This is a genomic window from Sneathiella sp. (genome assembly GCF_047631475.1).
Taxonomy (GTDB): Bacteria; Pseudomonadota; Alphaproteobacteria; order Sneathiellales; family Sneathiellaceae; genus Sneathiella.
In genome coordinates this window covers 49,208-64,150 of record NZ_JBLHZT010000014.1, presented here as the reverse complement: position 1 = coordinate 64,150, position 14,943 = coordinate 49,208, and the positions used below count along the sequence as shown (strand labels likewise).

Here is a 14,943-nt window from a genome sequence, read left to right as displayed (position 1 = left end):
ATTTCTTTCTTCGATAGGTTTTGGTATGCGACGTGTTGTTGTAACAGGACTGGGTCTCGTGACGCCACTGGCGAACGGTGTGAAGCCTAGCTGGAACAGACTGATTAATTCAGAGTCTGGCGCGGGTATGATAACCAAATTTGATACGGAAGGTCTGGCTGTAAAGTACGGCTGTGAAGTTCCTGTCGATGAAAGTCATCCAGATGCCTTTCGGGCCGACGAATTGTTGGCCCCGAAAGAGCAGCGCAAGCTTGATAGTTTTATTATCTATGGCATCGCGGCTGCGGAAGAAGCGATTATAGACTCTGGTTGGAAGCCTGAAACAGAAGAACAGGCTTACCGGACCGGCGTTTCAATTGGTTCAGGTATCGGTGGATTGCCGTCCATCGAAGAAAACTCCATCAAGCTTTTTGAAAAAGGACCGCGGCGCATTAGCCCGTTCTTTATTCCAGGCGCCCTTATTAATCTGGTGTCTGGTCAAGTTTCCATTCGTCATGGATATAAAGGTCCCAATCACGCTGTTGTAACGGCTTGTTCAACTGGGGCTCATTCCATTGGCGATGCCGCTCGCATGATCAAAGATGATGATGCGGATGTGATGGTTGCTGGTGGCGCCGAAGCGGCCATGTGCCGGATCGGGTATGCTGGCTTCTCGTCAGCAAAGGCTTTGTCCTCCAATTTCCATGATGATCCGACCCGTGCTTCCCGTCCTTATGACAAAGATCGCGACGGATTTGTTATGGGTGAAGGGGCTGGTGTTGTTGTTCTTGAAGAATATGAACATGCTAAAAAACGCGGCGCTAACATTTATGCAGAAGTGATTGGGTATGGTCTGTCAGGCGATGCCTATCATATTACTGCGCCTGCCAGCGATGGCAGCGGCGGGTATCGTGCCATGCAGATGGCTCTGAAAAAATCTGGCTTGAACACAGACGAAATTGGCTACATTAATGCCCATGGTACTTCAACGCCGCTGGGTGATGAAATTGAAGCGGGTGCCGTTAAACGGTTGTTCGGTGCCAATTCAAATAGCCTTGCTATGTCTTCGACAAAATCAGCCATTGGGCATTTGTTAGGGGCCGCGGGTGGCGTTGAAGCGATTTTCTCCATTCTTGCCATGACAGAAGGTGTTTTGCCACCGACCATTAACCTGGATAATCCATCAGACGGTCTTGATTTGAACCTTGTGCCGAATGTGGCGCAGGAAAAGAAAGTCGATGCGGTTCTGTCTAACTCGTTTGGCTTTGGCGGCACAAATGCCAGCCTGGTTATGAAACGGGTATAATCTAGGTATTCAGGGGTCATTATGAAGCGGTTCTTCTTCTTCATACTGGCCCTTTTTGTTCTCTTCAATTTAGCACTTGGTGGTTTGGCCGCCTATGGCTGGGACCTGTTTACGAAACCGGGACCCCTTGCGACCGAAACAGAGCTGGTGCTAAAAAAAGGGGCCGGGTTGCGCGCCATTGCGGCCCAGTTGGAAGCTTCTGGCATCATTCACGATGACATCGCTTTTATGTTTGGTGTTCGTCTAAACGAACAGGGGAAAAAACTCAAAGCAGGCGAATATCTTTTTCCTGCGGCCATTAGCGGTGAAGAGGTAATGAACCTACTGGTCTCCGGTAAAACGGTCGCACATTTCATTACCATTCCTGAAGGGCTGCAAAGCCGTGAAGTTGCGGCTCTTATCCGGAGAATACCTGTTCTGGAAGGCCCGTTGACCGTCTCAATTCCTGAGGGTTCAATCCTCCCCGAAACATATCATTTTACCAGAGGGGACACCCGAAACGATCTGGTGAAGCGGATGCAGCAGGCTCTTCAAAAGACGCTGGATGGTTTATGGGCATCTGCGCCAAAAAACCCTTTGATAAAGTCCAAGCAGGATCTATTAATTCTGGCGTCAATTGTCGAAAAGGAGACAGGCGTTGCATCGGAGCGGGGCCGGGTTGCGGGGGTGTTTCTCAATCGGTTAGCCCGTAAAATGCGGCTACAGTCAGATCCAACGGTCGTCTATGGGATAACCAATGGTCAGAAGGATCTGGGGCGCGGTATTTCTAAAAAAGATCTGGCGACCGCGAACGACTATAACACCTATATCATACCATCGCTGCCTAAAGGTCCAATCTGTAACCCCGGCCTTGATAGCTTAAAGGCGGTGCTCAATCCTGTGGCGTCCAAGGACCTTTATTTCGTGGCCGATGGAACCGGTGGGCATGTTTTTGCAAAAACCCTGGCCGAACATAATCGCAACGTCCGAAATTGGCGCAAAATCGAACGAAGCCGAAAAAAATAATCCGCTGAAAAGGCACAGATACAAGCCTAAGACGTCTTGTATGCAGGTCTTCAATAAAAACGGTGTTGGATTATGTCGGTTACAAATGATTCTATTCAAACTCTGTTAAAGCAACGCCGCGAATTGCGTGAATGCTTGAAAGAGTTGCGGGTCGAAATTTCCAATTTAAACGGCAAAGCGCAAACCCTTTCCGATGCGGCACTGGCGGGAAATGCGCCACCAGGTGCTGTTGTGGCGCAGGATGGAGGAACTGCCCGGATTGAAGACCAAAGGGGCCTTGTGACAGGCACTGACGCCGCAGATGCCCCTGAAGTATCCTCGGTGCCCTTGGGAACGGGACAAACGGCCGATGCCGTACCGGAGAACCCGACGGCTGAGGGAGACCCCAAAAAAACAAAAAGCGAGCCGGTTTTATTGTCTAAAGAGCAACCGCTGGAGACACCGGCCGAGACGTCTTCGCCTGCGCGAAAGAGTGATCTTGAGGCCGACGCCGACGGCAGGGATCTTGATCTAGAAGAATTGATCACGCAGGCGTCGCTACTGTGTGGGTATTTGTTAAATCATCCCAGTCAGATCGGGCATACTAAACTTGAACAGCTTGATCTTGCCTTGGACAGTTGCCTGAAAACTCAGGATGAGGTCTATTCACAGAAACAGATTACCGAGTTGAAAGCTGCATTTCGCGCCGTTTCAACGGCCTGTTTTAACGAACAACGCGTAAATGGGCAGTCTCTCCTTGATAGCGAGGGATCAACAGGCTTGTTATGGGGGGTGCCATTTTTAATCGGTATTCTTACGTTGATCCTATTCCCGCTTGTTCTGTTGTTGCAGTCGGTATCAGCCCAAATGTTTGTCGATACTTTCGCGCAACAGGTAAGCCTTTTGATGGACGCCTTGATAACCGCCTTATGGGGCGGGGTTGGGGCTCTTTCCTGTACAAGCTGGATGATTGCAAGAAAAGTTCGTAAGTCTCAGTTTCTCCGGTCCGATTATCCGGACATATTCTTGCGTTTCGCCCTCGGCGGTGTCTTGGGACTGGCCGCTTTTCTATCACTTCTCTGGCTTACACCGGTGCATAATTTTTCCAGCACCCTGATTTTTTCAATGGCAGGGTTCGCGTTTGGTATTCCTTCTGCGCGTCTCTTCAGTTTTTTGTCAAAGCTTTTTGTCGGTGCAGGCGCCAGCAAAAAAAGATCCTGAGTTTCCACTGATAGCGCGTTGCTTTCTTGTCCTGAAGTCGAATTAAAGTTATATACTTTCACCGATTTTATTTTAGGAATGCGAGGCAACGTGAGTTTAAAGAGCATGACCGGCTTTGCCCGTTCCAGTGGCAGCATGGCCGACTTCTCCTGGTTGTGGGAACTAAAAAGTGTAAACGGCCGGGGACTGGAAATACGTTGTCGGGTGCCCAATGGCTTCGATGCCATCGAAACCACTGCCCGCAAGCAACTGAAAGCGACCTTTCACCGCGGCAATATCAATCTGCATTTGCAGCTCAACCAGAATTCAGGACAATCTGTTAATCAGGTGAATATTCAATTCCTTGAGGAGTTGCTGGAACTTGCCTCTGATCTGGTTGAAAAGGGGAAGGCTGAAAAGCCGAGAGCCGATGGCTTGCTGGCGCTGAAGGGCGTGATCGAAAGCAGTGATCAAACAGAAGATGAAGACCAGCATGCTCGGCTAGAGCAGGCACTGCTTGCCTCTTTGAATGAGGCGATAGAGAAGCTGGATGCCTCCCGGGCAGAGGAAGGAGCACAGCTTCTTAAAATTCTGGTGGGACAAGTTGATGAAATTTCCGATTTAGTTCAGAAAGCTGAAACATCGGCAGCACGGCGACCTGAACGGGTTCAGGAGCGGCTGCGCAAGCAGATAGAGATGATCCTGAGCGATGGTGTCGCAATGGATGAAGGACGGCTTGAGCAGGAGCTTGCCGTTCTGGCGACCAAAGCTGACGTCGCGGAAGAACTTGACCGTTTACGGGGGCATATTGAAACGGTTGAAGGGCTGCTGGCGAACAAACAGGACGGGCCTATCGGACGGCGCCTGGACTTCATTTGCCAGGAATTCAACCGGGAAGCTAATACGCTATGCTCAAAGGCCGGGGACAAAGAATTGACCAAAGTTGGGCTTGATCTGAAAGTGGTCGTTGATCGCCTTCGTGAACAAACACAAAATATCGAATAGGACAAGACGTGTCAGAAGTTGAAGTAGAAACGATTGAAATTGAACGGCGTGGTTTGATGCTGGTGTTATCCTCACCGTCTGGCGCCGGAAAGACCACTATTTCCAGATCTCTTTTGGAAGAAGATGACGACCTGTCCATGTCGGTTTCTGCCACGACCCGCGCCCCGCGCCCGGGAGAGGTGGAAGGCAAAGACTATTACTTCATGCAACCTGTGGATTTCAATTTACTGATTAACCGGGATGAGCTTTTGGAGCATGCCAAAGTCTTTGATCATTACTATGGTACCCCGAAGAAGGCCGTTGAAGAGGCCTTGAAGGCCGGCAAGGACATTTTGTTTGATATTGACTGGCAGGGCACACAACAACTGGCCCAGAAAGCTGGAGACGATCTGGTCAGCATCTTTATTCTGCCGCCATCAACGCAGGCACTGGAGCAACGCCTGAAAACACGGGCGCAGGATAGTGACGAGGTGGTTGCCAAAAGAATGTCAAAGGCATCTGAAGAGATCAGCCACTGGGCGGAGTATGATTACGTCGTGGTCAATGATGATATCGAGCGTTGCCGGTCCGAAGTCAAAGCAATCCTGAAAGCAGAACGTGTTCGCAGAAATCGCAGAACTGGTCTTTTGACATTTGTGGAACAACTGCGCGAAGGTTACTGACGCGCCCGGTATATTTCTGACAGCCTACAGAAATCTTCGACGGAGAGCTCTTCGGCTCTTAATGTCGGTTTGATCCCGGCAGCGTCCAAAGCTTCCTCTGCCGAGCCGCCAAGGCTCTTCAGGCTGGCCCGCAGCATTTTTCGTCGTTGCCCAAAGGCAGCGGCGACAACTTTTTCCAGAGTTTTAAGATCCGCAGGGAAATCCGGCTCACTTTTGGGAACCAGCTTTACAACCGTACTGACAACTTTGGGCGGTGGGGTAAACGCCTTTGGCGAGATATCGAACTGTTTGGAAACAGTACAAAGCCACTGACTGATGATAGATAAACGGCCATAGGCTTTACTGCCCGGCGATGCAGTAATCCGGTCACCCACCTCTTTTTGAAACATCAGGGTCATCGATTTGAACTGGTGCCGGTTCTTCAGCCATTTGATTAACAAGGGTGTGGCCACATTATAGGGAAGATTTGCAATAATATGGGCCCGTTCCGGCAGTAATTCGTCTTCTGATATTTTTAGGGCATCGCCTTCAATCACGATCAGGCGATGGTCAAAGGCTTCGGAAACTTCAGCAAGAGCAGCGAGACACCGCGTGTCTTTTTCAATGGCGAAAACCTGTTTAGCGCCATGCGCCAAAATGGCGCGGGTGAGGCCTCCGGGACCAGGCCCAATTTCAAGAACAGTTTCGCCTTCAAGCTTTCCCGGACAGCGCGCTATTCTTCCTGTGAGGTTAAGATCCAGCAGGAAATTTTGCCCCAGAGACTTTTCTGCGCGAAGCCCGTGGCGGTTAATAACCTCCCGTAACGGTGGCAGCGACGAGCCGTCAGTCATCCTGAAATCCTTGTATGAGACGCCATTTCACCGGCCAATTTAAGGGCTGCAATAAGGCTGGCTGGATTTGCAATGCCTCTGCCTGCGATATCTTCTGCGGTCCCGTGATCCGGCGAGGTTCTAATGATTGGAAGACCCAGTGTTACGTTGACCCCGTTGTCAAAGTCGATGGTTTTGATGGGGATAAGCGCCTGATCATGATACATGCAAATTGCGGCATCATAGCCGGCTCGTGCCGCAGCATGAAACAACGTATCTGCTGAGTTAGGACCCGTAATATTGAGGCCTTCATTTCGCAGTTTATGAATAACCGGAATGATAACCGTCTGTTCTTCATTGCCAATGCTGCCCCCTTCGCCTGCATGGGGGTTTAAACCCGCAACGACGACGCTGGGTTTTTTTAATCCAAAACGGGTTTTTAGATCTGCTTCTGTGGTTCTGATAACATGCTCAAGAAGGTCAGGTGTTAGGGCAGAGGGTACATCGGCAATCGGAATATGAATGGTCGCGGGGACAACTTTCAAGCTGTCACACGCGAGCATCATGACGGCCTTTCCGGAACTGTGGGTTAGTTCCGCAAGATATTCCGTATGACCCGGATGCTGAAAGCCTGCATCATATAGTCGCTTTTTTTGGATCGGATTTGTGACAACGGCATCTGCCTCGCCCGATAGGCAAAACCGAACAGCGGTTTTGATGGCCTGCAATGTTGCCTCAGCCTCAGTTGAAGCAGGACCCGCATCATAAACGGGCAGCGCGTTTTCAAAGACAGAGGGGGCATTGCTCAGATCGCCGATCACCTCGAAGGGAATGACATCCTGTAGGCTTTTTTCAATAATCCGGCGATCACCGATCAGGCAAAATACCGAAAGGGAGGTCTCTCGTCTTTTAGACCAGGCTTTTGCGGAAATTTCGATACCAATCCCTGCAGGGTCGCCCATGGTCAAAGCCAATATCTTTTCCGACATTGTCCCGTCTTTCTATAGAGTGAACGAAATTTAACGTGTCTCGATGGTGGCTTCCTGTTGCAGGTCTTTCAGATACCGGCGGGCACGAGCCTCGATCCGCTTAACACCGATCATCTGACGGATGGCATCTTCGCTGTCTCCCTGACTATTCTGGTCACGGCGATCACACACTATAAAAATACGATACTTATCTTTGTCCAAAAACGGCGCACTTGCCTGACCCGGCTCCAAATCCTTTACAAGGTTTCGGAATTTTTCAGGTAGGTTTTTCAATTGAACGCGACCCATTTTGCCACTTTCAGTCGTCGCAATTTCATTGAGCATTGCCGGTACATAATTGCAGCTATCAATGAACTTGCTTAGTGAATTGATCAACTTTACCTGACTGTTTTCCTGCCCGGTCTTTTTCGCGGGTGACAGCGGGATGACAAGCTGGCTTAGTTCCAGCGTTGCGTTGCTGGTTGTGTCTCCCAAAATCTGCCGGATATCACGAACAGCAATCATGTAATAGCCATCAGATGTTCGAATGGCAGAGGAGACACGCCCCTTTTTGATGCTGCCGACTTCTGCCGCAACTTCTGGCGGCAGGTCTTCAGCCATAGTCCAGCCAATGTCACCACCTTTTGCGGCTGTCGGTCCTTGACTGAATTGTGAGGCAATCCGCGGGAAGGGGGTGCCGCTTTTCATCTGTTCCCGCAACTGACTGAGCAATTCCCGGATCTTAGGCTCGTCCGTTTGTCGTTCCACAGGGACATAAATTTCACTGATCAGATACTCGTTTTTGCCCTTGTTTTCGCGCATTTTCTTTTGGGCAGCTTCGATTTCCTCATCTGTGACGCGAACCCGCGGGCTGATCCGACGCCGGATAACTTTATCCCACGCCAACTGTCCGCGAATTTGCTCCAGCAGGGTATCGATGGAAATATTACGATTTGCGAGGATCGTATCCAGTTGTCCTGAAGGAATGTTATTTTGTTTTTCCAGCCGGTCAACGGCCTGGTTCATTTCCAGATCTGTGACAGTGAGGTTGTAGCGCGCGGCCTCCTGCAACTTCAGACGTTCTTCAATCAAGCGTCGCAAGGTTGGATTGACCAGCTCCTGACGGGCTTTTCGGCTATCGCGAATGCCAGACATCAAAATTGTCAGTGAAATCCGTTGAACCAGATCATAACCGGAAATTACTTCATCGTTCACAACGGCGACAATTTTTTGCACCTCTTGCGCCTTGACTGCCGTAGCATTCAGGGAAAGAAAGGCGGCGACAACAAGGGAGCCTATTAATGTGCGAAGCGTGATCATTCGAGTTCTCGATACTTAACTTAATCAGTTGTTGGACATCAGTCTGAATTCACATGAGGATACCACCACATGCAGGGATTTGTGAACCTTATCAATTGAACGGAAGCAATCTTATTCTGAAACCAACTTCTGTTGAAGGTTTAACATTCCGGTCGCGGGTGAATTTACGTTTAAGTTCGATCGCAAAACCAAAGCATTCGTCCAGATATTCCAGACCCAGTTGAGCATCAATTGACCCACCATCACTTTCCAGATTGCGGCGATATTGGCCATATGTACTCCAGAATTCACTCAATTTTATACGGCTCGCTGTATAAATCTCATTTCGCTTTTCAACTTCAACAGCTGAAAGGTCATCCCGCAAGCGAAGATAGCCAACTTCAAACCAGGTATCATCTGTTCCAAGGCGAAATTCAATTTCATTTCGATCAAGGTTAAGGTCATCCTGATCAATCCGTACCCGTTGTGTATATTTCACAAAATCCGTGGGTTGTACTTCTAGCCTGGCGACGTAGTCAGACAGTTCATCCTCAAGCCCGGTTCCTTCGTCAAAGCTGGTTTCATTGTCCAGATGCAGGCTTTGGCCCAACAACAAGGTCGTATAACCACCACCAGAGCCATAAAAGCCCAGATTGATGCCATAGTTCAGGCGAGGGCCTTCCTCAACACGGTCAAGGCCGGCATAGCGGTTGGAGCCGAAAAGGTTGGTGTCGTCAAATTCAAAGCTGAGGCTGTCTTCGTTTGGCGTGTTTTTACTGCCAAGCGCTTCTGACCATACCGCTTCAACCACAGGCTCGATCAATTGACGGGTATTTCCGGCATGGCGAACAAAAGGGTAATTCCACTTTACAGACAGAGACGGAATGATACGGCCGGTGAAATCGTTTGTTGTTTCACTTGTCGTATCAAACGGGTTCTCCAGTTGGTCCTGAGTATAGTAGAGGTCACCACGAATATTCGCATCCAGAGTGATGACCTGGCCGCTGGGCGTTGTATAGGGCAAATGCCAGCCGCCACTTGCTGATACTCTTGATGTATCCTGTCCCGACGTACGGAACAGCGTTAAGGCATCGACATTCGCATCAAATCGCGCGCCGTACCTATCCGGTTCGCCCACATAGGAATATTCAAGCCAGGCAGGCACGATTGGAATGTCACCGGAATTATCGTCTGCGTTCAGACCTTGGAAGCCCCAGGCGCTTATTGATGTATAATTTCGGCCTCGCAAACCTTGAATATAGGCGCTTGAGGTGAGTGTATCCGCATCACTGATGTCATACTTTTCAAGATAGGTGTCGTCGTTGGTCACGAACGTGTCAAAGCCCCAGCTCCATGTTGAATTAACTTGGAATTGGCCATTGCCGCGAAAATGACCCAGAAATTCTTTATCACCGGTTTTGTCATCATTATTATCGCGCTCCTCCACATAGGTTAAGGAGCCGTCCAGCTCAATATTGCCTTTTCTGAAAGCCTGCCGGTATTCCGTTGCAACCTGAAGGCCGGCTTTGGTTGTCGCGGTTGGTGTGACAGTCAGATCCTTGTCTTCGGAAATCACATAATAATAAGGAACGGATATTCCGTAGCCCAGATCAGATGAGTTTTTAAACGAAGGCGCCAACAGGCCACTTAGTCGATCAACGGTTGGGTCCGGATGACTGAAATAGGGGGTGTAAAGTACAGGAACGCCGTAAAATTCCATAACGGCATGCCGGTACGTTATGGTTTTGGAGAGCTTGTCATGTTCGACTTCTGATGATTTAGCCTGCCAAAGGGGGGCTGCGTTCCGGTCGGTCTCACAAATCCGGCAAGTACTGTAGACCGCGTTGTTCATGATAACAGTGTTCTCGTCTACTCGAACGGCGCTCTGCGCCGCCAGTCTGGAATTATCTGTAAACAACACCCGAATATCCCGGATTGCCCCGGTTTTCAGTTCGTTCTGTAATTCCACTTTATCCGCAAAGACGACTTCACCGCTTGGTTCCAGTAAGGCAATGTTGCCGACGGCCTCGATTGTATCCTGACGGACGTTATAAATAACTTTGTCAGCTTTGAGGACCCGATCTCCCTGGACAATTTCGACAGAGCCAATGGCAGTGACAATTTCGTTCTGCTTGTCATACTCAATTTTGTCAGCAGAAAACAACGACTCTTTGTCAAGTCCGGGGATTGACTGCTGGTTTGCTGCAAGGGCGCCGGGTAGATGCGCGATTGTCAGCATGGTCGTTGTCAGGAGGATACCCAATAATCCCTTCATACGCTTAACCATCCTCCAAATGAAACATCATCGCTAGCCCTAACAATGTAATCGTGATTGCAGGTGACCATGCCGCGAGGGGGATAGGAAGGTTTCCTGACATACCAAGTGCTTGGATAATATCGGTAAAGAAATAAAATACAAAGCCTGTTGCAATTCCGGACATCACAAGCAGTCCGGTATGCCCTCGTCTTGTTGCGCGCAGACTAAAGGTTGCGGCGACCAGAACCATGGCCAGAAGCAAAACGGGACCTGCAATCAGGCTATGCCAATACAAACGATGGCTGAGAGCCGAGAAACCCGCCTCTTCAAGAGTGTCGATAAATTCAGGGAGGTCCCAGAAGGACAATGTCTTGGGAGAGGCAAAGCTTTCCTGAATTTGATTGACGGTCAGCGACGTCTCCAAACGCATATAATCCTTAACAACACCGGGGAGGTCTGGGCTTGTCATCAGAACATTATCAAGGTCCCAGTAACCTTGCCGAAGGCGGGCGCGTTCTGCTTCAATCCGTCCGGTAAACTGTTCGTTTTTGTCATACTGGAAAATAATCACATCCGTCAGGTCGACGCCTTGATTGATCGCGCTTCTGGCATGGATGACAGAGAGACCGCTGTCATCCACCTGGCGTAACCAAAGATCTTTTGAAGAGATCATGAGGAGATTGGTGCGTTTTTTGAAATATTTCGCATCCATTTGGGCCGAATAGGATTCCATGGTCGCCGCCACTGGATTGACGACTGTCAGGACAAATATGCCAAAGAACAGGGAAATCATTAAACAAGGTAACAAAAATTGCCAAACGGAGACGCCGGTTGCCCGAATAACTGTGAGTTCGTTTGTACGGGACAGCCTGAAGAATGTCAGCATGCCGCCAAACAGAGCAATAAAAGGTAGCAGTTTCTGAGTAAGGTCAGGCAGGCGCAACAAGACCATCTGCAGGACGATAAAAACCGTAATATTGTCTTTACCACTTGCTCGGCGGAGAAGTTCAATCAGATCCGCTAAAAAGATGATGGAAACCAGAACCCCTAGGATAATTCCCACATTTTTTAAAAACTGTTTTCCCATATAAAAGGAAAGTGTCCCCCAAAGCTTCATCAGTCGGCGCTCCCGCTTAGCATGGTTGCGCTGTTACTTGTGGCCGGTTTTGACCTGAAGAAATTTCCGCCGCTTGCCAAATGGGCGGTGATAGCCGCGGCAACGATAGGGGTGACGTATAAAATCGGTGTTAGCCATGGGGCACTGCCCGCAAGACTAAATAAGACCATGGCGAGGACAATGAGCAACACGCCCGATACGGCGGCTGTCAATATGGGTTTTACGCGACTTCTTCTGGTAAATTCGCCTGTGTTTACCCCGGCGATCCCAATAAAAATAAGACTGATCGCATAAAGCGGTAAAACGATGCGTTGATGCAGCTCGGCCTTGATTTTGTTGAGGTTTCGGCGCGTGTCTACAGAGTCTTCCGGCCATAGCAGCTCATTCAGGTACCGGGCATTTGGTTCCAGCCATCTGACGCCGCCCTTTTTCTCAAACTGGCTAATATCCAATGTATAGTCATCGAAATACAGAATGCTGAGTTTGGCGAGGTCCTTCTTTACTTCCTGCAAGTTGCCCTTTTTCATGACGAAGCGCGGGCCGCTTTCGGTTTTTACAAACGCGCCTTGCTCGGCCATGTAGGTGACGGGCTTTGTTGGATCGCGTTCGTCATGAACGAGAATACCCAGCAGTTCCCCCGTGGAGGATTTCTCCCGGATATAAACGGTAACACCTCGGGCCAATGTATTGAACACACCTTCTCGCAGAACAACAGACGCAAGGCTTTCCCGCCATTCGACCCTGAGTTCATCCAGGACGCGAATGCCATACGGGCTGAGCACAAAGCTGATGATATACAGAAACAGCATGACCGAAAATCCCAGATACATTGCGGGTTTTGCGAGCGCCCATTTGCTTAGGCCGGCCGCCCACATAACGACCAGCTCGGATTCTGAATAGAGTTTGTTAAAGGCAAACAGAGTTCCAAAAAACAGGCTCAGAAGGAGTGTATATTTCAGGATGCCGGGCAGAAGCAGGACCGTTAAATAGAGAAAAGTCGAGATCGGTAATCCGTTGATCAGTTTTTCAACAAACTTTAATGACTGTGACAGCCATATCACCCCGGTCAACGCGAAGGTGATAAAGATAAGCGGAGCCAACATTTGGCGGATTATGTACCGGTTCATATTCGTCATGGGCGGAAGTATAGCGAATGATTTTTTATTCGCCACACAGAAGCATCATAAATGCACTGAAAATTCGCCGAAAGACGAACAAATAGTCTGAAAAAGAAAGAGGTTAGTCAATCGACGTTCTTTTCGGGTGTGAAAAAGGACGTTATTGCCGGTTGCGGCAATCGGGATGCTGGGGTAAGGATTAAGGTCAGATTGAATTGAAATATGAAAACATCCAAAAGAAATTAGGTATTGAAAATGAAATTCGCCTTTTCCGAAATCTCACTTCCAAAGCGTGGATCGTTGGCTGTTCCGGTCTATGCGGATAACAGTTTTTCTCCGATGACCAAAGAGGTCGATGACTTAACCGGGGGCGTTTTGTCACGCGCACTGGAAACCAGTCGATTTAAAGGTAAAAAAGGGGATTTACTGGAAATTCTGGCCCCCAACGGTCTGGACGTCTCCCGTGTAGTTCTGTTCGGGATGGGAGAAAGCGAAAAAATTGGCCAAACAGATCTGGAAGATCTGGGCGGACGCCTTGTTCAAAAACTTAACAGTTCCGGTGCACGGAATGTAACGGTTATTCTGGATGGATTAGGGGAATGCGCTGTCAAGGATAGTGACGCTGCAGCCTTTGTTGCTTTCGGTGCTAAATTGGCGGCTTACCGTTTTACACGCTACAAAACAGAAGATGACCCAGCGTCGGAACCATCCCTTGTCCGGATGACTGTTGCCTGTAAAACTTCAGCAGGTGCTCGCAAGACTTTTGTCGATCTTGAAGCCGTCGCAGAGGGTGTTTTCATGACGCGAGATCTCGTCAGCGAACCTGCCAATACGCTGCATCCTGAAACATTTGCTGATCGGTGCAAGGAATTGACAGATCTTGGTGTTGAGGTTGAAATCCTTGATGAAGACAAAATGCGCCGCTTGGGAATGGGGGCTCTACTCGGTGTCGGGCAGGGCTCTGTTCGAGAAAGCCAGATGGTCATCATGCGCTGGAACGGTGCATCTGGTAAGAAAAGCGCCCGTAAACCGATTGCTTTTGTTGGTAAAGGTGTCTGTTTTGATACCGGTGGTATTTCTTTGAAACCGGGGCCCGGTATGGAAGAAATGAAATGGGATATGGGCGGCGCCGGCACGGTTACAGGTCTCATGAAGGCGCTTGCTGGGCGAAAAGCCAAAGTCAATGTGGTCGGCGTTATTGGTCTGGTGGAAAATATGCCAGACGGTAATGCGCAACGCCCCGGCGATATTGTTACAGCGATGTCAGGAACAACCATCGAGATTTTGAATACGGATGCCGAAGGGCGGTTGGTTCTGGCCGATGCGCTTTATTATACACAAGACCGGTTTGAGCCCGAAATCATGATTGATCTGGCGACTTTGACGGGCGCTATTATTATTTCGCTGGGGCATGAAAATGCCGGGCTGTTTTCAAATGACGATGCGCTTGCTGATAAAATTTATCAGGCGGGTACACGCGTCGGTGAAGGCGTCTGGCGCCTGCCGATGTCTGATAAATATGCAGAACAGGTCAAGTCACCGATTGCCGATCTTCAGAATATCGGAACCGGGGGTCGCGGTGCGGGATCTATTGTCGCCGCTGAATTCCTGAAAAAGTTCGTGGGCGACACACCTTGGGCACATATTGATATTGCAGGCATGGCCTGGTCCAAGAAAGACACGCCAACTGTTCCAAAAGGCGGAACCGGTTATGGCGTTCGTTTGCTCGATCGGTTTGTTCGGGACAACTACGAAGGGAAATAAACGCCCTGATGACAGAAGTCAGTTTCTATCATCTACAGGCTGAGCCTCTAGAGCGTGCCCTGCCTCGGTTACTTGAAAAAGTAAGTGAGCGGGGTATGCGGGCGCTCGTTCGCTTCAAAACAGAAGATCTGCAGGATCTATTGAATACAGCGCTTTGGACTTATTCAGCAGGGTCATTCTTACCGCATGGAACCGCGCAAGAAGGGCCTGCGGATCAACAGCCCATTTTTCTCGCGCTGGAGGGGGAAGAAAATCTGAACCGCTCGGATGTGCTGGTCTTGTTGGAAAATAGTGAGGCCGCTGATTTGAATGACTTCGAGCGGTGCCTTTATATGTTCGACAGCAATGATGACGCGGCGCTGGACGCAGCCCGTAACCGTTGGAAACAGTTTAAATCTGAAGGTGTAAACGTTACCTATTGGCAACAGACGGAAACCGGCTGGCAGAAAAAAGCCTGATCCGATGACCGCCCCGA

The 14,943-nt window shown here is 49.5% G+C and carries 13 protein-coding genes; 7 read left to right on the top strand and 6 right to left on the bottom strand.

The features are described from left to right. Positions 1-25: 25 nt before the first annotated feature. The 5 genes from fabF to gmk all read left to right on the top strand — a co-directional run bounded on the left by fabF (position 26) and on the right by gmk (position 5,136). A complete protein-coding gene (gene fabF, locus ACJAYR_RS08020; protein ID WP_415236119.1) occupies positions 26-1,285 on the top strand; it encodes a beta-ketoacyl-ACP synthase II in 1,260 nt (419 codons plus the stop codon). A 21-nt stretch (positions 1,286-1,306) separates the two neighbouring features. Beyond that, on the top strand, positions 1,307-2,290 hold the full coding sequence (mltG, locus tag ACJAYR_RS08015; protein ID WP_415236118.1) for an endolytic transglycosylase MltG: 984 nt from the start codon (positions 1,307-1,309) through the stop codon (positions 2,288-2,290). A 72-nt stretch (positions 2,291-2,362) separates the two neighbouring features. Continuing rightward, the gene (locus ACJAYR_RS08010; RefSeq protein ID WP_415236117.1) at positions 2,363-3,490 is read left to right on the top strand and encodes a hypothetical protein; all 1,128 of its coding nucleotides are present in this window, start codon (positions 2,363-2,365) and stop codon (positions 3,488-3,490) included. A 90-nt stretch (positions 3,491-3,580) separates the two neighbouring features. Continuing rightward, positions 3,581-4,474 carry a YicC/YloC family endoribonuclease gene (locus ACJAYR_RS08005; RefSeq protein ID WP_415236116.1) on the top strand — a complete coding sequence of 298 codons (894 nt, stop codon included), beginning with the start codon at positions 3,581-3,583 and terminating at the stop codon, positions 4,472-4,474. A 56-nt stretch (positions 4,475-4,530) separates the two neighbouring features. Next, positions 4,531-5,136, top strand: coding sequence for a guanylate kinase (gene gmk / locus ACJAYR_RS08000; protein ID WP_169545833.1), 606 nt, complete (start codon positions 4,531-4,533; stop codon positions 5,134-5,136). Here the strand turns inward: gmk and rsmA are convergent. The 6 genes from rsmA to lptF form a co-directional block, all read right to left on the bottom strand. Beyond that, on the bottom strand, positions 5,130-5,966 hold the full coding sequence (rsmA, locus tag ACJAYR_RS07995; protein WP_415236115.1) for a 16S rRNA (adenine(1518)-N(6)/adenine(1519)-N(6))-dimethyltransferase RsmA: 837 nt from the start codon (positions 5,964-5,966) through the stop codon (positions 5,130-5,132). The two genes, gmk and rsmA, sit on opposite strands and share 7 nt — an antisense overlap. After that, positions 5,963-6,934: a 4-hydroxythreonine-4-phosphate dehydrogenase PdxA gene (gene pdxA, locus ACJAYR_RS07990; protein WP_415236114.1), complete on the bottom strand. Its 972-nt coding sequence runs from the start codon at positions 6,932-6,934 to the stop codon at positions 5,963-5,965. The genes rsmA and pdxA overlap by 4 nt, the downstream gene beginning before the upstream one ends. Positions 6,935-6,964: 30 nt before the next feature. Then, the gene (locus ACJAYR_RS07985; RefSeq protein WP_415236113.1) at positions 6,965-8,233 is read right to left on the bottom strand and encodes a peptidylprolyl isomerase; all 1,269 of its coding nucleotides are present in this window, start codon (positions 8,231-8,233) and stop codon (positions 6,965-6,967) included. 91 nt (positions 8,234-8,324) lie between these two features. Further along, on the bottom strand, positions 8,325-10,487 hold the full coding sequence (locus ACJAYR_RS07980) for an LPS-assembly protein LptD (RefSeq protein ID WP_415236112.1): 2,163 nt from the start codon (positions 10,485-10,487) through the stop codon (positions 8,325-8,327). Between the two features lie 4 nt (positions 10,488-10,491). Further along, the gene (gene lptG, locus ACJAYR_RS07975) at positions 10,492-11,586 is read right to left on the bottom strand and encodes an LPS export ABC transporter permease LptG (protein ID WP_415236111.1); all 1,095 of its coding nucleotides are present in this window, start codon (positions 11,584-11,586) and stop codon (positions 10,492-10,494) included. Then, positions 11,586-12,713, bottom strand: coding sequence for an LPS export ABC transporter permease LptF (lptF, locus tag ACJAYR_RS07970; protein ID WP_415236133.1), 1,128 nt, complete (start codon positions 12,711-12,713; stop codon positions 11,586-11,588). Before lptF ends, lptG begins: the two co-directional genes overlap by 1 nt. A gap of 246 nt (positions 12,714-12,959) precedes the next feature. Here lptF and ACJAYR_RS07965 point away from each other — a divergent pair, with 246 nt between their 5' ends. After that, positions 12,960-14,468, top strand: coding sequence for a leucyl aminopeptidase (locus ACJAYR_RS07965; protein ID WP_415236110.1), 1,509 nt, complete (start codon positions 12,960-12,962; stop codon positions 14,466-14,468). An 8-nt stretch (positions 14,469-14,476) separates the two neighbouring features. Further along, complete coding sequence (locus ACJAYR_RS07960; protein ID WP_415236109.1) at positions 14,477-14,926, top strand: DNA polymerase III subunit chi; 450 nt, start codon at positions 14,477-14,479, stop codon at positions 14,924-14,926. The last annotated feature ends 17 nt before the right edge of the window (positions 14,927-14,943 follow it).

Coding starts and splice junctions, on each gene's coding strand:
- ACJAYR_RS07960 (WP_415236109.1), top strand. CDS start 14,477: ATGACAGAAGTCAGTTTCTATCATCTACAGGCTGAGCCTCTAGAGCGT.
- fabF (WP_415236119.1), top strand. CDS start 26: ATGCGACGTGTTGTTGTAACAGGACTGGGTCTCGTGACGCCACTGGCG.
- lptG (WP_415236111.1), bottom strand. CDS start 11,586: ATGAAGCTTTGGGGGACACTTTCCTTTTATATGGGAAAACAGTTTTTA.
- ACJAYR_RS07965 (WP_415236110.1), top strand. CDS start 12,960: ATGAAATTCGCCTTTTCCGAAATCTCACTTCCAAAGCGTGGATCGTTG.
- ACJAYR_RS07980 (WP_415236112.1), bottom strand. CDS start 10,487: ATGAAGGGATTATTGGGTATCCTCCTGACAACGACCATGCTGACAATC.
- lptF (WP_415236133.1), bottom strand. CDS start 12,713: ATGAACCGGTACATAATCCGCCAAATGTTGGCTCCGCTTATCTTTATC.
- ACJAYR_RS08010 (WP_415236117.1), top strand. CDS start 2,363: ATGTCGGTTACAAATGATTCTATTCAAACTCTGTTAAAGCAACGCCGC.
- ACJAYR_RS07985 (WP_415236113.1), bottom strand. CDS start 8,233: ATGATCACGCTTCGCACATTAATAGGCTCCCTTGTTGTCGCCGCCTTT.
- gmk (WP_169545833.1), top strand. CDS start 4,531: ATGCTGGTGTTATCCTCACCGTCTGGCGCCGGAAAGACCACTATTTCC.
- rsmA (WP_415236115.1), bottom strand. CDS start 5,966: ATGACTGACGGCTCGTCGCTGCCACCGTTACGGGAGGTTATTAACCGC.
- pdxA (WP_415236114.1), bottom strand. CDS start 6,934: ATGTCGGAAAAGATATTGGCTTTGACCATGGGCGACCCTGCAGGGATT.
- mltG (WP_415236118.1), top strand. CDS start 1,307: ATGAAGCGGTTCTTCTTCTTCATACTGGCCCTTTTTGTTCTCTTCAAT.